This window comes from Catenulispora sp. GP43 (assembly GCF_041260665.1).
Classification (GTDB): domain Bacteria; phylum Actinomycetota; class Actinomycetes; order Streptomycetales; family Catenulisporaceae; genus Catenulispora.
The window spans coordinates 1-18,704 of record NZ_JBGCCT010000035.1; the positions used below are offsets into that span (position 1 = coordinate 1).

Consider the following 18,704-nt stretch of genomic DNA (forward strand, 5'->3'; position numbering starts at 1 on the left):
GCCCTCAGACATCTGACAGCAGAACCCCACCCCGCCCACCCCACACAAAAAACCCACCCCAAAACCCCCACCCCAACCCCCCCCCCCCCCCCCCCCCCCCGCCGCGGGCGCGGGGGGGGGGGGGCGCCCCCCCCCCCCCCCCCCCCCCCCCCCGCCGTCCCCGCCTGCCCCGTCGACCGTGGCTGACTGCGATGGCCGAACCTGTCGTGAGAGTGATAGCCGAATTGGGCGGCCAGTACCGAAAAGTCCCTCTATCGAGTGGCGCAATGCCACGCGCCCCCACCAACGCCCTCAAAAGCCGCCGGGCGCTTAGACTCTCGGGCATGTCGCGCGCCAAGGCCCCGAAGGAACCCCCTGCCGAAGATCACGATCAGGACGACTGGGAGCTGCTCCGCGATCTCGACCGCCGCAACGCCTACCAGCTGCTGGTCGGCGGAACCCCGCATTCGCACGTCGATCTCGACGACCCGACGTACCTGGAGTACGAGTACGTCCGGCAGATCGCGCACCTGGTGGACCTGGCCGCCGAGGAGCGCGCGCCGCTCCGCGTGCTGCACCTGGGCGGCGGCGGCCTGACGCTGCCCCGCTACATCGCCGTCACGCGCCCGGGCTCGGGCCAGCAGGTGGTGGAGATCGAGGGCAAGCTCCTGGACTTCGTCCGCACGCAGCTGCCGCTGCCGCGCAACGCCCGCGTGCGGCTGCGCACCGGCGACGCGCGGGACGTGCTGGGCCGGGTGCCGGAGGGTGCCTTCGACCTGACGGTCAGCGACGTGTTCGCCGCCGCGCGGATCCCGGGGCATCTGACGTCCGTGGAGTACTACGGCCTGGCCAAGCGGGCGCTGCGGCCGACCGGCGTGCACGCCGTGAACCTGGCCGACGGCAACGCCGGCTCCGGGCTGATGTTCACCCGGCGCCAGATCGCCAACGCCAGGCAGCACTTCGCGCACGTCGTGCTGGTCGCCGACCCCGGCATCCTGCGCGGGCGCAAGTTCGGCAACCTCATCCTGATGGCCTCCGACGCGCCGCTGCCGGTGGCCGGGCTGATCCGGCGCGCCGCCTCCGATCCGTTCCCGAGCCGCGTGATCCGCGACCAGGATCTGGACGACTTCCAGGGCGGAGCCAGGCCGGTGACGGACGAAGAGGTGCTGCCCTCGCCGGAGCCGCCGGCCGACGCGTTCTGAGCACACTTCGGTGCGGCCCAGCTCCAGTCCGGCTCCGGCCCGGCTCCGGCCCGGCTCCGGCTCTGCCCGGGTCCGGCCGCAGCTCGGCCCGGGTCCGGCCCGGGTCCGGCCATGGCGCTTTCCCATACCCGCCGGTAACTTGGCGCCATGCGCCGCACCGTCTACACCGAAGACCACGAAGCCTTCCGCGCCATGCTGCGCGACTTCATCGCCAAGGAGGTCGTGCCGGTCTACCCCGAGTGGGAGAAGGCCGGACACCCGCCGCGTGAGTTCTATCACCGCCTCGGCGAGCTCGGCGTGTTCGGGATCGAGGTGCCCGAGGAGTACGGCGGGGCGGGGCTGAGCACGTTCAAGTACCAGGCGATCGTGATCGAGGAGACCACGCGCGCCGGTGTGACGTTCGGCACCACGACGGTGCACGTCGGCCTGATCCTGCCGTACCTGCTGGCCTACGCCACCGAGGAGCAGAAGGCGCGGTGGCTGCCGAGGTTCCTGTCCGGGGAGATGATGACGGCCATCGCCATGACCGAGCCCGGGACCGGCTCGGACCTGGCCGGGATCCAGACCACCGCGAAGCTGTCCGAGGACGGCCGGCACTACGTGCTCAACGGCGCGAAGACCTTCATCACCGGCGGCGTGCTGGCGGACATGGTGCTGGTCGTGGCGCGCACCGCGCCGGCGACGCCGGAGGACCGGCGCGGCGGCCTGTCGATCCTGTGCGTGGACACCAAGGCGGCCGGGTACTCGGTCGGGCGCAAGCTGGACAAGATCGGGTTGAAGACCTCTGACACCGCCGAGCTGGCGTTCACCGACGTGCTGGTCCCGGTGGAGGATCTGCTCGGCGAGCCCGGCAAGGGCTTCTCGTACCTGACCCACAACCTGCCGCAGGAGCGGCTGGCGATCGCGGTCGGCGGGTACGCCTCGGCGTCGGCGGCGTTGCAGTTCGCGCTGGACTACGTGCGCGAGCGCACCGTGTTCGGCACGTCGGTGGCCTCGTTCCAGAACACCAAGTTCGTGCTGGCCGAGTGCGCGACCGAGGTCGAGGCCGCGCAGTGCATGGTGGACCGCGCGCTGGAGCTGCACGAGGCCGGCGAGCTCTCGGTCGCCGACGCCGCGAAGGTCAAGCTGTTCTGCACCGAGGCCGCCGGGCGCGTCATCGACAAGTGCCTGCAACTGCACGGCGGCTACGGCTACATCACGGAGTTCCCGATCGCGCGGCTGTACGCGGACACCCGCGTGTCCCGGATCTACGGGGGCACCAGCGAGGTGATGAAGACCATCATCGCCAAGTCGCTGGGGTTGTAGCCTCCCGGGTTGTAGCCTCCCGAGGCCGAGGCTCGCCGCAGGTCGTCCCTGCCGCTGTCACAGCTTCCTGCGATGATCTGCCGCATGACCGACAGACGGACGGCACCATGAGCCGGGACATGGGTGAGAACACTGGGGCGGGCCTGGGCGGCCCGGCCGGGCCAGTCGGGCAGGCGCTGCGGTCGGTCGTCGAGACGATCGTCGCGAAGGCGCCGGCGGGCTGGTCGGAGGCGACGCTGACCTGCACCGCCGGAGGCGGCGGGCACTCGTTCTCGGGCGGGTACGCGGTCCCCGATTCGCTGTCGGCGCACCACCTGCCCGTGATGTTCGCCGAGGTCGGCGGGCTGGGCAAGACAGTGGTCGCGGCCAGCGGCTGGGAACGGGTGACCCTGGAGGTCCGCTGCCGGCCTTCCGGAACGCACGAACTGGTCGTCTTCCCGGACATCGTGTCCCTGGAGAGCGGCGCGTACCAGATCGTCTTCGACGCCGACTTCCGCCTGCCCGAGGCGGGCGACCTACAGGAGGCCGGCACCGCCGCGCCGGCCGGCGATCCGGAGCTGGCGGTCGCTCGCTTCCATGAGTACATGCGGCGCCGGGCCGACATCCTGGGCCGCCCCGAGCCGCTGCCGCCGCCCGCGTCGGAGGCCGAGATAGTCGAGGCCGAGCGCAGAATCGGACGGCCTCTGCCCGCCGATCTCCGGGCGCTGTACTCGATCGCCGACGGCGAGGCCGTCGACTATCGATACCTGGGCTTGTTCCGCTACGGCTGGATGTCGCTGAAGGACTTGGTGGACAGCTATCCGTTCCTCGCGCTGCGCTTGCCGGGCTGGGGGATCGGGTGGGACGCCGTCGTCGAGGACTGCGATCCGCCCGAGACGGTGCGGCGGTGCAGCGGGCATCCGGACCGGGTGCCGTTCGGTACCCGGGAGGACGGCAACTACCTCGCGGTGGACCTGGCCCCTGCGCGCAACGGCCGCCCCGGCCAGGTCATCGCGGCAGGCCGCGACTTCCACGACGGCGCGGGGTATTACGCCGACTCGGTGACCTCATTGCTCGGCGGACTCCTGGAGATGCTGGACGCCGGTGCCTATGAGATCCGCGACGGGTTTCTCGTTCTGGGCTACTACCCGCATCCGCCCAGCGGCCCCACGAAGAGTGTGGGACAGCTTCCAGGCGAGATCCCGGCAAGTGTTCAGATCGCCCACATCAACAATGCCGAGCGTCCGATCGACCTCGCCCCGCTGGCCGCCTGCCCGAACCTTCGGCTGCTCCACCTCAACCGCTGCTCCACGTCTGACCTCTCGGTGATCCGGAAGCTGCCCGTCGAGTCGTTGCGGGCGACCCTGACCGACGCCCGATCCGACGCCCTGGCACCGCTCGAAGGCCACCGATATCTCAGCGCCCTGGAGCTGGCGACCGAAGACGAGATCGATATCGCCATTCTGCGGACCATGCCGAACTTGCGCGGTCTGGACCTCTCCCGGGCAGTGGTCCGGGATCTGACCGTTGTGGCCGATCTGCGCGAGCTACGGTTCCTGGTGCTTCAGGACAGGCAGTGGGAGCTTCTGCTGGAGCGGGACTGCGTACCGCCCGCGCTCGCCGCGGCCCGGATCGCCGGTGCCTCCCTCGCCGAGACGATGGCGCTGGCGTCGCGGCTGCAGCCGCTGGAGGTGGAGCCGTTGCGGCTCACCGGAAAACTCGACGAACTCATCGAATGAGTCAGCCGCGGTCATCGCCCTCGCCCGGCGAAGGAGGGCCCCGGCCTGGGGCGGACGCTGTCGGCGGATTGCCGACCGCGTCCCGGGGACCAGCCGGGGCTTCGTGTTTCGCTTACACGTCAGCTCACGTCACGTCGGTGCGCGTGGGGTCGATCTTCTCGTACGCCTTCGTCTCGACGATCCGCCGCATGGCGTCGAACGCGTCCCACACGTCCACGAACCGCGTCGTGGCCGGGGCCATGCCCAGGCGCACCCGGTCCGGGTTCCGGAAGTCGGGGATGACGTTGTGCGCCTCGATCAGCGCCCGGCAGATGCGGTACGCCTCCGGGTGCCGCACCGAGACGTGGTTGCCGCGCACCGCGAAGTCGCGCGGGCTGCCCAGCGTGAAGCCCAGCGGGGCCAGCCAGGCGTCGAACAGCTCGATGGCGTACTCGGTGAGCGCGACGCCCTTGTCCCGCAGCGGCTTGATGCCGGCCTCGGCGAGCACCTGCGCGCCGGCGTCCACCAGCGAGACCCCGACGACCTGCGGGGTGCCGACCAGGAAGCGGGTCGCCGAGGGCACCGGGTCGTAGCCCTGGCCCATCGCGAACTGGTCGCGCTGGCCGTACCAGCCCCAGATCGGCTGGCGGACGGAGTCGACGAGCGAGGCGTTGACGTACAGGAAGGCCGGGGATCCGGGCCCGCCGTTCAGGTACTTGTAGGTACAGCCGACTGCGAAGTCGGTGCCGCTGGCGTCCAGGTCGATCGGGACCGAGCCCGCCGAGTGGCACAGGTCCCACAGCACCAGCGCGCCGGCCTCGTGGACGACCTGGTTCACCGCGGCCAGGTCGGCCAGCGCGGCGGAGCGGTAGTCCACCTGCGACAGCGAGACCAGCGCGGTGCGCTCGTCCACGACCGCGCGGAGCTGGTCGGCGGTGGGGCCGAGGAGTTCGTCGAACTCGACCAGCTTCAGCTCCAGGCCGCGGGCCTGGGCCAGCCCCTCCAGGACGTAGCGGTCGGTCGGGAAGTTGTGGAGGTCGCTGACGATCACGTCGCGGCCGGGACGCGCGTCGAGCGCGGCGGAGGCGAGTTTGTAGAGGTTCACCGACGTGGAGTCGGAGACGACGACCTGCCCGGGGGCGGCGCCGAGGAAGTGCTCGCCGAGGAAGTCCCCGACGGTCTGCGGCAGCGTCTGCCACCGTTCGTTCCAGGACCGGATCAGCCGGTCGCCCCACTCGCCGGCGACGACTTCCTGGACCCGCTCCAAGGATGCCTTGGAGAGCCGGCCGAGGGAGTTGCCGTCGAGGTAGATGAGCGTTTCGTCGGGGATCACGAAGCGGGTGCGCAGGGGGGTCAAAGGATCGGTCGCGTCACGATGCTCCGCGTCATTGCGGGGGTGAGCTGTGGTGTCGGGCACGTGATCAGATTAGGCGAGGGCGGGCGCGCGCGGAATGGGGGCTCGCGGGCGCCGTCGCCGTAGGGGGCGACCGGCCGGGACCGGCCGCCCCTGGTGGTGGGCTGGTGGGGGGTTGGTGGGGGCTGGTGAGGTCATCGGGCTACCGGTTCGAGAAGTCCTCCGTCGCCTGGTTCAGCGCCTGTCCCATCGCCTCGCTGCCGGTGTGCCCGGAGTCCTCGATGACGATCAGCTTCGCGTCCGGCCAGGCCTGCGCCAGCTCCCACGCGGTGTACACCGGGCTGCCGAGGTCGTGGCGGCCGTGGACCATGACGGCCGGGATGCCGTGCAGCTTGGGCATGTCGCGCAGCACCTGGCCGGGCTCCAGCCACGCGTCGTTGCCGAAGTAGTGCGCGCAGATGCGGACGAAGGCCAGCCGGTCGTCGTCGACCCGCTTGCTGTACGAACCGGGGGTGCCGTTGCTCTCCCCCGAGATCAGGGCGTCCTCCCACGCCACCCAGGCAGCCGCCGCCGCTTCGCGCACCGCGCGGTCCGGGTTCTCCATCAGGCGGCCGTACGCCTGGACCAGGTTTCCGTCGCGCTCGTCCTCGGGCACGTGGTTGCGGAAGCGGTCCCAGGCCTCGGGGTACAGCCTGCGGGCCCCGTGGTAGAGCCAGTCGGTCTCCTCCGGGCGGGTCGAGGTGACCGCCGGGATGATCATCTCGGTGACCCGCTCCGGGTGCGCCTGCGCGTAGACCAGGGCCAGCGTGGCGCCCCAGGAAGCGCCCTTCACCAGCCACTTCTCAATGCCCAGATGCTCGCGCAGCAGCTCGATGTCGCGGACCAGGTGCCACGTGGTGTTGACGGACATGTCCGTCGCGGGGTCGGCGGCGTGCGGGGTGCTGCGCCCGCACCCGCGCTGGTCGAAGCGGATGACGCGCCACTTCTCGGGGTCCCAGGCCTTGGTCGGGCCCTGCATCGAGCCGGCACCGGGGCCGCCGTGCAGGTTGACCGCCGGCTTGCCGTCCGGGTTGCCGAGCTCTTCGTAGTAAATCCGATTCCCGTCGCCGACGTCGAGAAATCCGGTGGCGTAAGGCCCCATTGGCGGGTAGACAATAGACATGGACGCGATCGTAGCTCCCGCCGGGGAGAACACGCCCGGATTACGGGACTGGAAGACATGGTTCGCGGCCTACGACGACCCGGAATCGCCGCTGGTCAAGCGACTCGCCGTGGTCCAGGACGGCATTCGGCGGGCGCTGGACGAAGCCCCCGCCGGGACCATCAGCGTCCTGTCTCTGTGCGCCGGCGAAGGCAGGGACCTGATCCCGGTGCTCGCCGGGCATCCGCGCCGCGCCGACGTCCGCGCCCGCCTCATCGAGTTCGACCCGGTGATCGCCCAGGTCGCGCGGGACGCCGCCGCCGTGGCCGGTCTCGACGGCGTCGACGTGGTGACCGGCGACGCGGCCGACCAGGCACTGTACGGCGACTACGCCCCGGCGGACCTGCTCCTGCTGTGCGGCATCTTCGGCAACATCTCCGAGGCCGACATCCACAACACCGTCTCGCACGCCGCGCACCTGACCGCCCGCGGCGGCGCGGCGATCTGGACGCGCCACCGCCACGACCCGGCTGTGGTCCCGCGGATCCACGGCTGGTTCGCCGAGGCCGGATTCGCTGATCTGTGGCAATCGGATGCGGATTTGCCGACCACTGTTTATGTCGCCGCGAATCGCCAAGAGCGGGAACCCGCTCCGTCGCCCGACGACGAGAAGCTGTTCACCTTCATCAAGTAGAAGAATCCATGGGGATATACAAAAGCCTCGCTCTGGAGAACGAGCGCATCATTGCCGCCGGGTACTACATCAATTTGCGTGGTGCCCGAGTGGAACTGGCCGCCGATGTGGCCGCAGCCTGTCAGGACACCCGGTCCTACACCCCAGGCCAGACGCAGCGCCTCTTCAGCGACCAGGCGTTCACCACCGCGGACGCGACACGGCACGAGACCGTCTTCGAAGTCACCGGCGAGACCAGCACTCAGGCCGGTCAGCGACTGGCCCTCGCCGAAGGCGCGAAGGACGTCGCGATCCTGAACTTCGCCTCGGCCCGCAACCCCGGCGGCGGCTATCTGGGCGGCGCGCGAGCACAGGAGGAAGACCTGTGCCGCAGCTCCGCGCTGTACACGACGCTTCTCGAGGCGCGCGACTACTACGACGCGCACCGGGCGGACCGCGACACCCGCTACAGCCACCGCGTGATCTTCTCGCCCGGCGTGCCGGTCTACCGTGACCGCGCCACCCGGCTGCTCGACAGGCCTTATCAGCTCTCGTATCTGACCTCACCGGCACCGAACGCCGGTGCGCTGGCCCGGCACGAGCCGTCGGCGCTGGACGAGATCGAGGGCCTGCTGACCGAGCGCGCCGGACGGGTGCTCGCCGTCGCGGCTCACCACGGCGTGCAGACCCTGGTGCTCGGCGCCTGGGGCTGCGGCGTGTTCCGCAACGACCCCACGACTGTCGCGCGGGTCTTTCGCGGACACCTCACCGAGGGCGGTTCTTTCGAGGGCCGGTTCGCGCGCGTCGTGTTCGCGGTGTACGACACGTCGCCTGCGAAGACGACGCTGTCAGCCTTCCAGAAGACGTTCAGCGATCTGGCGCGCCAGCGTTCCGGGATCTGACGCCGGCCTGTGCGACGCTGGCGCCATGGACTTCAAACTCGAGCTGATCCCGATCCCGGTGACCGACGTGGACCGCGCCAAGGACTTCTACGAGCGCCAGGCTGGCTTCCGTGTCGACCACGATCTGGCGTTCGGCGACGAGTTCCGGGTCGTGCAACTGACGCCGCCGGGGTCGGCGTGCTCGATCGCGTTCGGCAAGGGCATGCCCGGGGGCGCGCCGGGGTCCGTGCAGATGCTGCACCTCGTCGTCGACGACATCCACGCCGCGCGCGCGGAGTTGGTCGGGCGCGGCATGGAGGTCGCCGAGGTCGAGACGATGTCCGCCGAGGGCAAGCCCGACGTGTCCTACGCGCGGTTCGCCGACCCCGACGGCAACACCTGGACCTTGCAGCAGATCTCGGCGTCTTAGGGCGTCTTGACGCGTCTTAGGGCCTCTTAGTACGACAGCTCCGCGAGCCGATCACGCAGCCAGTAGTACGAGTCCTTCGGCGTGCGCGTCTGGGTCTGGTGGTCCACGTGCACCAGCCCGAAGCGCTGGTGGAAGCCCTCGGCCCACTCGAAGTTGTCCATCAGGGTCCAGGTCAGGTAGCCACGGACGTCGACGCCCGCGGCCATGGCCTGGGACAGGGCCCTGATGTGGCCGTCGAGGAAGGCGATGCGCTCGGGGTCGGCGACGCGGCCGTCCACGATCTTGTCGTCGACCGAGGTGCCGTTCTCGGTGATGTAGACCGGCGGGAGGGCGTCGCCGTAGCGGCCGGCGAGGCCCACGAGGAGTTCGCGCAGGCCGTCGGGGACGACCGGCCAGTCGAAGGCGGAGCGCGGTACGCCTTCGATCGGGACGTCCTGGAACGGCAGGCCGTGCTCGGGGCCGGGGGCGGCGACGCGGGTCGGGTTGTAGTAGTTGACGCCGAGGCCGTCCACCGGCGCGGCGATGACGGCGAGGTCGCCGTCCCGGACCACGCCGAGCAGATCGGGGCCGGCGCCGTAGGCCGACAGGTCCGGGTAGCGGCCCAGCAGGATCGGGTCGTTGAACAGGCGGTTGTGGAGCGTGTCGTAGGCCTGCGCGGCCGCCTGGTCCTGCGGGGTGTCGCTCGCGGGCCAGACCGGGGTGCAGTTGTTGGCGATCATCACCTTCCGCGCGCCGGCCGACCGCAGGGCGCCGACCGCCAGGCCGTGCGCCAGGAGTTGGTGGTGCGCGACCGGGAGGGCGTCGGTCATCAGCGTGCGGCCCGGGGCGTGGACGCCGAAGGCGTAGCCGTATGCGAGGTGGATGAAGGGCTCGTTGAGCGTGATCCAGTGCTCGACGCGGTCGGCGAGACGGTCGGCCACGAGCGCGGCGTAATCGGCGAAGCGGTGCGCGGTGTCGCGGGCCAGCCAGCCGTCGCGGTCCTCCAGGGCCTGCGGGAGGTCCCAGTGGAAGAGCGTCGGGAACGGGGTGATCCCCTTTTCCAGCAAGGAATCCACGAGCCGTTCGTAGTACGCCAGGCCGGCCGGGTTCGCGGGGCCGGCGCCGTCGGGCTGGATCCGGGTCCAGGCGACCGAGAAGCGGTAGGCGTTGACCCCCAGGTCCGCCATCAGCGCCACATCCTCGGCGGCGCGGTGGTAGTGGTCGCAGGCCACGTCGCCGGTCTGGCCGTCACGCACGGCACCGGGCCGGCGCACGAAGGTGTCCCAGATCGAGACGCCCTTCCCGTCCTCGGCCGGCGCACCCTCGATCTGATAGGCGGAGGTGGACGTTCCCCAATGGAAGGAAGCGGGGAACGACGGGAGCGGGGCATGGACGGTCACTGCGGGCCACCTCCGGAAGGGACTAACATGAGTCATCCTCAGGTTAGCGGGCGGAGGAGAATAGGGGAATGGACTCCACGACCGAGAGCGGGGCGGGACTGCGCCGGCGCCCCATGCAGCGGCGCAGCGCTGAGCGCTACGAGCGGATCCTCAACGTGTGCGCCGAGCTGCTGGACGAGGTCGGCTTCGCCGGTCTCACCACCACCGCGGTCGCCAAGCGCGCCGAGGTCCCGATCGGCACCGTCTACCAGTTCTTCGCCGACAAGAGCGCCCTGGTCCACGCCCTCGCGGCACGCAACCTCGAGAACTACATGGGGCGCCTGGAACGCCGCTACGGCGAGGCCGTACCGCGTTCGGTGGAGGAGGTCGTCGACGTCGCCATCGACGAGTTCGTGGACATGCGCCGGACACTGCCGGGCTTCGGCGTCCTGGACTTCGGAGCGGGCAGCGAGTGGTCGGAGGCGGACCCCCGGGACCTGTACCTGCTGGACGAGAACGTCGAGAACAACACGGCGGTCGCCAAGCGACTGCGGATGCTGACACCCTTCCTGGACTCCTCGCGCGCCGGAACCTCGGAGATCGAGCTGGCGCTGCGGGTGACGATGGAGGCCGCGGACGCGGTGCTGCAACTGGCGTTCCGGACCGATCCGGAAGGCGACCCGACACTGATCGCGGAGTGCAAGAAGCTGCTGGTGGCCTATCTGGGGCCTTATTACGTGGGCTGAGAGAGTTTTTATCGGTTTCGCCCGATATCGTGGCCGGATGGATGACAAGCGGCACCGCTTCGACTGGAGCCTGCTCGGCTGCGCGTTCAGCGGTCACGTGTTGTACGCCCCGACGGAACCCGCGCTGCGTGCGCGCTTGACGGCTTCGTCGGCGGACGGCGCGATGTGGCGGTGCCTGCGGTGCGCGGACTTCGTGCCGACCGCCCAGACCCCGGCTTCGGGTCCGGCGCAGGACGCTCCGCTGGTGAAGCGCGGGGCCGAGGTGCGCGACGCGGTGCTGCTGCGCTTCTTCGCGGTGGAACGGTGGGTGCGGGCACTGCTGTTCGGGGCGGCCGCCTACGTGGTGAACCGGTTCGCGGGACGGCAGGACGAGCTGCGGCAGGCCTTCGACCAGGCGGCCCCGGTGGTGAAGCAGGTGTTCGGCAGGGCCGGGTTCGATTTGCAGAACTCGAAGACGCTGGAGCTGCTGCAGAAGGCGGTGGACGCGCGGCCGACGACGCTGACGTGGATCGTCATGGGCCTGGCCGTCTATGCGGCGGTCGAGGTGGTCGAGGGCGTGGGCCTGTGGCTGCTTCAGCGGTGGGGCGAGTACTTCGCCTTCGTGGCCACGGGGATCTTCCTGCCGCTGGAGGTCTACGAGCTGGCGCACAAGGTGAGCCCGCTGAAGCTGGTGACGTTCGCGCTGAACCTGGCGCTGGTGCTGTACCTGGTGTGGACGAAGCGCCTGTTCGGGGTGCGCGGCGGGAAGCGGGCCTATGAGGCGGAGCGGCATGCGGCCTCGCTGTTGGAGGTCGAGCGGGCGGCGACTGACTGACTCCTAGTCGGAGGTCCAGCGCGGCGACTGGCTGATTCCTAGTGCCGGTGCGTGTTGTCGGGCTGCCCCGGATCGCCGGGATGCTCGAAGCCCGGCGCGTTGGTGACGAGGTCGCGGCGGCGCTCGTCGAGCCAGCGGTTGAAGGCGGCGAGGCGGGCCGGGTCGGGGGCATCCGCGTCGGCGCGCGGCGTCGGCTCGTCGGGGCGCGACTCGGTGGCCGTGACGGTGGCGAAGTGCCAGCCGAGACCGGTGCGGACCGGTCCCACGCGGGTGCCGGACGGCCGGGACCGGAGCTCGGCGGCGAGGGTCGCGGGGAGGTCGTCGAGCGTGGTCCAGCCGAGGGAGGTCTCGGGGGCGGTCGCCGCTTCGAGGGGGGTCGCGGCGACGGCGTGGGTGACCCGGTGCCAGGTGCGAGTGCCGGACGACTGCGCGATCGCCGGCGTCGGCTCGGTGACCGCGTCATAGAGAGCCGCCATCGCCGGCGAGGATGACCACGCCGCCGCGTTGATCGAGCCGAGGTGCAGCGATTCTGCTTGGGTGAGGACCCTGGCAGCATCAGCTTCTGATCCCCCACTCAGCCCCGCCAGCTCCACCCGGCAGAGCTCCTCCGTCAGCAGCACCTGCGCCGTCCACCGCAGAAACTGCCGATCCTCCTTGCTCCCCACCGCCGGCAGACGTCCCGCGAGCCGCCCGCTGCGCAGCTCCCGCACCCGCGTGTCCAAGCGCTCGCGCGGGATCGGCGAGCCCGCGACCCAACCGATCACCGTCGCCTCACGTTGAGCGCGCGCCGCCGCGGCGGCGTCGCTGTGGTGCTGGTCGTGTGTGTGCGTCACTGCACCACCACGGGAACCGCCGCCGTGTACTGCGCACGGCCGAACCACATCAGCTTCACCAGCGCCCACCAGTGCCCCGGTTCGGCCGTGGCGGGAACGTCGACCTCGAACTCGACCGAGCCCTCAGCCCCCGCCTCGACAGCGAACGCCGCCGCGTACGGGCCGATGAAGTCCCAGGTCCCCCACGGGCTGACCGGCATGGCCTCGCCGTCGATGCGTCCGCGCGTGGTGTTGGCCAGGCCGACCCGCAGCGTGCCGCGGCCGCCGCGCGGCAGCGTCAGGCCCGGCGTGATCGAGGTGATCTCCAGGCCGGTCGCGCGCGCCGTCTCGCTCTTCGTGCCCTGGGTCTGGACGCCGAGCTCGATCTCGGTCTCGGGCGACGTCGCCGGCGGCGCGTACTCCGGGGCGTCGATCAGGACGCTGATGACGTCCTCGACCTCCGAGTCCGCCACCGCCAGCCGCACCCGGACGAAGTACATCCCCGGCGCCGAGGCCGCGTCGTCCGACGGCGTCACCGTCAGCGGGAACACCGTGTGCCCGCCGGGTTCCAGCGCCACCGGGCGGGACTCCGGCTCGACGCGCCAGCCCTCGGGCGCCAGCACCGTCAGCATGCCCTCGAAGGTCGTGTCCGTGTACTGGCTCGCCACGGCCACAGAAACCTCGCCGCCGCCGGTGAGCACCGTCGGCGTGGCGGCCACCGAGACCGGCAGGAAGCCCATCGGCGCCGGGCCCCGGTTGTGCAGCCAGTAGCGCGAGTACACCGGCTGCGCCGGCTCGGTCGCGCGGCCGAGGACCGGTGCCGAGGCCGAGGAGCCCGAGCCCTGCGGCGGAACCATGATCGCCGTCGAGATCTGCGAACCGGCCAGCCGCACCGAACCCGAGGCCCGCACATCGCAGCGCAGGCCGCACTCCTCCAGCAGATCGGCGTGGTCGCTGGACAGCACGCCGAGCGGGCTGCGCACGACGACCGTCCCGCCGGTGCCGGCGGCCTCCACCAGGCGCACCATGAAGCCCAGTTCCGGGGACGCCTCCAGCGCCGAGCCCACCGACTCCGGGTTCCCGGCCGGCTTCACCGCCGTCACCTGCGCGGCGCCCTCCGGCGTGATCGTCAGCAGGGTGTGCCGGGCGGGCTGCGGGCCGCGGTGCGCCGGCTCCTGCCGCGCCAGCATCGGGGCTGAGAAGGCGTCGCCGGACGCGACCAGTCCCGCGGCGCGCCAGTCCCCCGCGCTGCTCACCAACGCGTAGTCGAAGTCGTGTGTCCAGTGCTGCAACTGGAACGCCGAGCCGTCCGGGGAGCGCCGCAGCGGCGGGTCCAGCCAGACCCCCGACGGCCAGCCGGTGCACGACCGCATCAGCGACAGGTGCAGCGCGCCGGACGGGTCGACGGCGAAGCCCGGGATCCCGTTGTTGACCAGACCGATGGTGTGGTCGTCGAGCAGCGCCGTGTCGGCGGGGTCGACGGTGACGGCGGGCAGCACCGTGTCGGCCGCGAACGCCGCCGCGGCCGCCCGCACCTGCTGCGCGGTGTCCTCCGGCTGCTCCCCCGCGATGATCACCACCGGCAGGGCGCGCGCGTCCCGCAGGTCGGCGTTCGGCACCCACGCCTTCTCCACCGGCACCTCGGCCGGAACGAAGAAGCACACCCGGCCGCGGCTCTTCAGCAGGTTGTCGAACTCCTGGCGCACCGAGGCGCCGGAGCGGTCGAGGATCTCGGCGGTCAGCGCGTTGGTCTCCGGGCCGCCGATCACGATCCGGACGTCCGGCAGGTTGGAGTCGACGTGCAGCCAGCCGTAGCGCGCGCCCTCGGGGCTCGTGGTGGTCGCGGTGACGCCGACCCGGGCCAGCGCGACCACCAGGTCGCGCACCGGATCGGCGTGCCGGTCCAGGTCGTCGGCCACGACTTCGGCGACCGAGATCGCGACCCGGCCGAGGTCTGTATCTGTATCTGTGCCTGTATCTGTGCCTGTGTCGGCGAGGCCGCGCAGGTTCAGGGTCGCAGTGCTGCCGAGGGCGAAGAAGGTGTTCGCCGGGTTGTCCAGGGTCCAGGGCGCCACCGCCACATCGGATTCCGGCAGCGCGAAGCCGCGGCCGACGACGGCGCCGGCGACCTCGGAGACCGGGCGCGCGCCCGGGACGTCGCACGGGAACGTCACCCGCAAGAGCCGGTCGGCACCGGTGAAGTCCAGGACGCGCGTACGGAAGTCGATGCGGTCCAGTCCGTGCCAGAGGGTGATGCGCTGCTCGTACGCGACGTCGCCGACGGTCCCGGTGACGATGTACCGCCGGCCCAGCGGCGACTCCTCGGCGCGCACCGACGTGGCGGCCGCGGCCGCCGAGCCGGTGACGGTGCCGTTGGGCACGAGGTGCCACGGGCCCTCGCCGAACTCGGGGTGCTGCGGGTACTCCTCGCTGACGCGCAGTTCGTTGCCGACCGCGCCGGGCTTGAGCAGCTGACGGCCGGTGGCCAGCTCGAGGATCCCGCTCAGTCCGCCGCCGCGGGCCGGGTCGAGCGCGATCTCGAAGTACTCGTTGGCCAGCGAGCCCGGGGTTTCGCCGATCTCTTGCCAGACAAGGTTCTGGTGCGAGGCAAGGCTTTCCGCGCTCGTGGTGAACTCGACGTACCAACTCCGCCAGCCCATTCCGGGGACCCCGGCGGCCACGAAGGCGATGTCGACCCGGGTCCCGTCCTCCGCCTCGACGACGAACGGCACCGGGTCCCCGGCTTCGTCCGTCAGCCGCAGCCCGTCGAACTCGCCGCTTTCGGGCAGCCGCACCGTCGCCCGGACCACGTCGGTCCGCTCGAACGCCAGGGTGTTGAACACCCCGATCGCGCCGTCGCCGGCGCCGCCGTAGGTCTCGACGTTGCGGAAGATCGCCTCCAGCGCCGCGTCGCGGGCCTCGGCGGCCAGGTCGTGCGCCTCGCGCCAGCCGGTCACCAGGTCGATGTAGACCTGGTCGGACTCCGAGCCGGTGATGGCGTCGTGGTGCGCGCCGTAGGCCAGCTGCCGCCAGACCTTGTCCAGCGCGGCGCTCGGGTAGCGGCCGTAGCCGAGCAGCGAGGCGAAGGTCGCCAGCTTCTCGGCGTCGGCGGCCGCGGTCTCGGCCGCGCGCTGCGCCTGCTTGGTGTCGATGTACGACACGTCCTTGCCGGTGTAGACCGGGTTCATGTCGCGGGTCTGCGGGCTGGGCCGCACGCCGCGTTCGGCGAGTTCGGCGTGCACCGCGGCGAAGAAGTCGCGCGGCAGGCCGGTGACGAAGCGCGGCCAGACGTAGCGCGCGTTCCAGTCGCGGTGGATCGCGGTGACCCACTTGTTCGGCGGGGTGTAGTCGGTGCCGACCGGCAGCAGTGTGTTGCGGGTGGCGGCGGCCTGCTTGAGTCCGAGGAACAGGTCGTAGACCTTCTCCTCGGCCTCCTCCAGCGTCGCCGAGGAGTCCATCCACCAGCCGGCCGAGTAGTGGTTCGGCATGTAGTGGGTGACCACGCCCTGCCCGGACGGCGAGATCCACTCGAACTCGGCCGGGAACTGCATGTTCTTGACGTCGCCCTGGACCCCGTCGAACTTCGTCAGCATCGGGCCCCACTGGTGGTACGGACCACGGGCCCAGGACGTGGAGCTCAGGCCGGCGTCGGCGACCAGGCCGGGGAACTGCGGGTCGTGGCCGAAGACGTCCAGCTGCCAGGCGGTCTGCGGGTCGGCGCCCATGATGTCGCGCTGGTAGCCGATGCCGTAGACCAGGTTGCGGATCGTGGTCTCCAGGCCGGTGAGGTTGGTGTTGGGCTCGTTGTAGGTGCCGCCCATCACTTCCACCCGGCCGGTGGATATCAGTTCCCGCAGAAGCGCGCGATACTGCGGGTACACGTCCCAGAACGGCTTCAGGTAGTCGACCTCGGCGAGCACGAAGGTGTAGTCGGGGTCGGCGGCGGCGAGATCGAGGTGCGCTTTGACGAGATGGAACGCGTTGTTCTCCCAGACCGGGCGCGTGGTGCCGTCGTTGCCCTGCAATTCCCAGGTCTGGGTGTAGCCGGCTTGCGTGTTCCACCAGACGGGGTCGTAGTGGAAGTGCGACACCAAATACATTGTCCAGCCCGGCTCGGCCACCGTGATGGTGACCGGCTGCTCAGCGCGGGTCTCGCCGTCCGCGCCGAGCAGCCGGAGCTGGGCGGTGAGGGTTTCGCCGGGCTGGACGCCGGCGTCCATCTCCATCGGGAGCTCGACGACCGCCTCGCCCTCTCCCGGTGCGAGTTCGCAGGCTGCTCGCACCCTCAGAGCGAGAAGCGATACAGTCACCGCACCGTCGGTGACGGCCCGCTGGACGACGACTCGGAGGACTTGACGCGGTTCCCTATCGGTTCCGACGAAAAGCTCCATCGAGTCCGCGGACTTGATCTGGACGGCCACGGCCCCTCCTTGAATCCCCACCCGTACGAGCCACTAAAGCGCTAAAGCAGCTGGGAGTCATTAATGCCCACCTCTGGCAGCGGTGTCAACAAGCCTGGTGCCGCGGCGAGCTCCGGACGGGCCGCGGGCGCCGGAAAAGGCAAGAACCGGCTCACCATCGCCGACATCGCCCGCGAGGTCGGGGTGTCCCCGAGCGCGGTCTCCTTCGCACTCAACGGACGCCCCGGTGTCAGTGAGGCTACCCGCGCACGGATCCTTCAAGCCGCCGAACGGATGAACTGGCATCCGCACAGCGCCGCGCGGGCCCTCGGCGGGGCGCCGGCCGGCGCGGTCGGCCTGGTCCTGGCACGTCCCACCCGGACCCTCGGCGCCGAACCGTTTTACGCTCAGCTCATCTACGGTATGCAGTCAGTCCTGTCCGCACGGTCGGTGGCGCTGCTGCTCCAGGTGGTCGACGACACCGACGCCGAGCTCGCCGTCTACCGGCGCTGGGCCGGGGAGCAGCGGGTGGACGGTCTGCTGATCGTGGACCCGCAGACCAAGGACCCGCGGATCGCCGCCGTGGAGGCGCTCGGCGTGCCGGCCGTGGTGCTCGGCGGCCACGGCAGGCACGGCGACCTGCCGACGGTCTGGGCCGACGACCGGGAGGCGATGCTGGAGACGGTGCGCTACCTGGCGGCCCTGGGCCACACCCGGATCGCGCACGTCGCCGGCACCCCGGCGTTCCAGCACACCCAGCGGCGCATCAGGGCCCTGAAGGACGCGGCCGGCCAGCTGGGCCTGGCCGACACCCAGTCGGTGCCCACGGACTTCAGCGACAGCGAGGGCGCGGCGGTGACCCGGCGCCTGCTCTCGCAGACGGACGCGCCGACCGCGATCGTGTACGACAGCGACCTGATGGCGGTCGCCGGACTCGGGGTGGCCACCGAGATGGGGGTGCGGGTGCCGGCCGAGCTGTCGATCGTGTCGTTCGACGACTCGGTGCTGACCCGCGTGGTGCACCCGGCGATCACGGCGCTGTCGCGGGACACGCACGCCCTGGGCGTGCAGGTCGCCGAGGCGCTGCTGCGGATCGTGGAGGAGCCGGGGACGGTCGGGGACATAAAGGCGGCCACGCCGCGGCTGACGGTCCGGGAGAGCACGGCGAAGCCGGGGCGGTGAGTGATAGGGAGGTCGGCATGGGCCCGTATCACATCCCGAAGAACCTCGCGATCGCCCGCCCTGACGGTCGAGGCCTCGGAGCTCGCGGAGATCTTCCAGTGGCTCACGCCGGAGGAGTCGGCGGAGGTGATGTCGGACCCTGATAAGGCTTTCCGGGTCCGCGACGAGGTGGCCGACGTCCTGGCCTATCTCCTGCAGCTGGCTGGGGCCTGCGGGGTGGATGTGCTGCAGGCGCTGGCCGAGAAGATCGAGCGCAACGAGGACCGTTTTCCTGTTCCCCGAGGTAGAGCCTCAGAAACGGGCACTCTGGACACTCCGCGCGTAGGGTGGTGCGCATGAGCACTGTGGAACTGACCAAGGACACGTTCGAGACGGCGGTCACCTCCGACGGGATCGTGCTGGTCGACTTCTGGGCGGAGTGGTGCGGGCCGTGCAAGCAGTTCGCCCCGATCTACGACAGGGTGTCGGAGGCCAACCCGGACATCACCTTCGCCAAGGTGGACACCGAAGACCAGCCGGAACTCGCGGGCGCGTTCGACATCCGCTCCATCCCGACGCTGATGATCTTCCGTGACGGCGTGATGGTCTACGGCCAGCCCGGCGCGCTGCCCGAGGCCCCGCTCGTGGACCTGATCGCGCAGGCGCGGGCGCTGGACATGGAAGAGGTGCGCAAGCAGATCGCCGCGAACCAGAACGGCGGGCATGAGGGGGCTGACGCTCAGGCGTAGCC

General features: G+C 70.8%; 15 protein-coding genes and 1 pseudogene. 11 read left to right on the top strand and 5 right to left on the bottom strand.

Annotation, left to right across the window (positions count from 1 at the left end):
• Positions 1–323: 323 nt before the first annotated feature.
• From ABH926_RS44255 to ABH926_RS44265, 3 genes are all read left to right on the top strand, one after another.
• The gene (locus tag ABH926_RS44255) at positions 324–1,181 is read left to right on the top strand and encodes a spermidine synthase (protein WP_370372830.1); all 858 of its coding nucleotides are present in this window, start codon (positions 324–326) and stop codon (positions 1,179–1,181) included.
• A gap of 147 nt (positions 1,182–1,328) precedes the next feature.
• Positions 1,329–2,486, top strand: coding sequence for an acyl-CoA dehydrogenase family protein (locus tag ABH926_RS44260; protein WP_370372832.1), 1,158 nt, complete (start codon positions 1,329–1,331; stop codon positions 2,484–2,486).
• Positions 2,487–2,605: 119 nt separating this feature from the next.
• Positions 2,606–4,204: an SMI1/KNR4 family protein gene (locus ABH926_RS44265; RefSeq protein WP_370372834.1), complete on the top strand. Its 1,599-nt coding sequence runs from the start codon at positions 2,606–2,608 to the stop codon at positions 4,202–4,204.
• A gap of 124 nt (positions 4,205–4,328) precedes the next feature.
• Here the strand turns inward: ABH926_RS44265 and kynU are convergent, their stop codons facing one another.
• Positions 4,329–5,600 (bottom strand): kynureninase, encoded by a 1,272-nt coding sequence (gene kynU, locus ABH926_RS44270; RefSeq protein WP_370372836.1) that lies wholly within the window; start codon positions 5,598–5,600, stop codon positions 4,329–4,331.
• Positions 5,601–5,739: 139 nt separating this feature from the next.
• Positions 5,740–6,699 carry a prolyl aminopeptidase gene (pip, locus tag ABH926_RS44275; protein ID WP_370372838.1) on the bottom strand — a complete coding sequence of 320 codons (960 nt, stop codon included), beginning with the start codon at positions 6,697–6,699 and terminating at the stop codon, positions 5,740–5,742.
• On the opposite strand from pip, the gene ABH926_RS44280 reads away from it, so the two are divergent.
• Genes ABH926_RS44280 through ABH926_RS44290 form a run of 3 tightly spaced genes read left to right on the top strand, consistent with a single transcriptional unit; the run spans position 6,698 to position 8,662 of the window.
• On the top strand, positions 6,698–7,372 hold the full coding sequence (locus tag ABH926_RS44280) for a class I SAM-dependent methyltransferase (RefSeq protein WP_370372840.1): 675 nt from the start codon (positions 6,698–6,700) through the stop codon (positions 7,370–7,372). The genes pip and ABH926_RS44280 overlap by 2 nt on opposite strands.
• Before the next feature lie 8 nt (positions 7,373–7,380).
• On the top strand, positions 7,381–8,253 hold the full coding sequence (locus tag ABH926_RS44285; RefSeq protein WP_370372842.1) for a TIGR02452 family protein: 873 nt from the start codon (positions 7,381–7,383) through the stop codon (positions 8,251–8,253).
• A 25-nt stretch (positions 8,254–8,278) separates the two neighbouring features.
• Positions 8,279–8,662: a VOC family protein gene (locus ABH926_RS44290; protein WP_370372844.1), complete on the top strand. Its 384-nt coding sequence runs from the start codon at positions 8,279–8,281 to the stop codon at positions 8,660–8,662.
• Between the two features lie 26 nt (positions 8,663–8,688).
• On the opposite strand, the gene ABH926_RS44295 is transcribed toward ABH926_RS44290, so the two are convergent.
• Positions 8,689–10,041, bottom strand: a complete 1,353-nt coding sequence (locus tag ABH926_RS44295; RefSeq protein ID WP_370372846.1) for a GH1 family beta-glucosidase — start codon at positions 10,039–10,041, stop codon at positions 8,689–8,691.
• Positions 10,042–10,109: 68 nt separating this feature from the next.
• Between ABH926_RS44295 and ABH926_RS44300 the strand changes: the two genes are divergently transcribed.
• Positions 10,110–10,766 carry a TetR family transcriptional regulator gene (locus ABH926_RS44300; RefSeq protein ID WP_370372848.1) on the top strand — a complete coding sequence of 219 codons (657 nt, stop codon included), beginning with the start codon at positions 10,110–10,112 and terminating at the stop codon, positions 10,764–10,766.
• A gap of 37 nt (positions 10,767–10,803) precedes the next feature.
• A complete protein-coding gene (locus ABH926_RS44305; RefSeq protein WP_370372850.1) occupies positions 10,804–11,580 on the top strand; it encodes a DUF2127 domain-containing protein in 777 nt (258 codons plus the stop codon).
• A 38-nt stretch (positions 11,581–11,618) separates the two neighbouring features.
• On the opposite strand, the gene ABH926_RS44310 is transcribed toward ABH926_RS44305, so the two are convergent.
• Both ABH926_RS44310 and ABH926_RS44315 read right to left on the bottom strand, forming a co-directional pair.
• A complete protein-coding gene (locus ABH926_RS44310) occupies positions 11,619–12,413 on the bottom strand; it encodes a peptidylprolyl isomerase (protein WP_370372852.1) in 795 nt (264 codons plus the stop codon).
• On the bottom strand, positions 12,410–16,813 hold the full coding sequence (locus ABH926_RS44315) for an NEW3 domain-containing protein (protein ID WP_370372854.1): 4,404 nt from the start codon (positions 16,811–16,813) through the stop codon (positions 12,410–12,412). The genes ABH926_RS44310 and ABH926_RS44315 overlap by 4 nt, the downstream gene beginning before the upstream one ends.
• 63 nt (positions 16,814–16,876) lie before the next feature.
• Here ABH926_RS44315 and ABH926_RS44320 point away from each other — a divergent pair, with 63 nt between their 5' ends.
• The 3 genes and pseudogenes from ABH926_RS44320 (at position 16,877) to trxA (ending at position 18,702) form a co-directional block, all read left to right on the top strand.
• Positions 16,877–17,974 (top strand): LacI family DNA-binding transcriptional regulator, encoded by a 1,098-nt coding sequence (locus tag ABH926_RS44320; RefSeq protein ID WP_370372856.1) that lies wholly within the window; start codon positions 16,877–16,879, stop codon positions 17,972–17,974.
• Between the two features lie 17 nt (positions 17,975–17,991).
• Positions 17,992–18,313, top strand: a pseudogene (locus tag ABH926_RS44325) (nucleotide pyrophosphohydrolase).
• Positions 18,310–18,702, top strand: a complete 393-nt coding sequence (gene trxA / locus ABH926_RS44330) for a thioredoxin (protein WP_370372858.1) — start codon at positions 18,310–18,312, stop codon at positions 18,700–18,702. Before ABH926_RS44325 ends, trxA begins: the two are co-directional and overlap by 4 nt.
• Positions 18,703–18,704 lie beyond the last annotated feature (2 nt).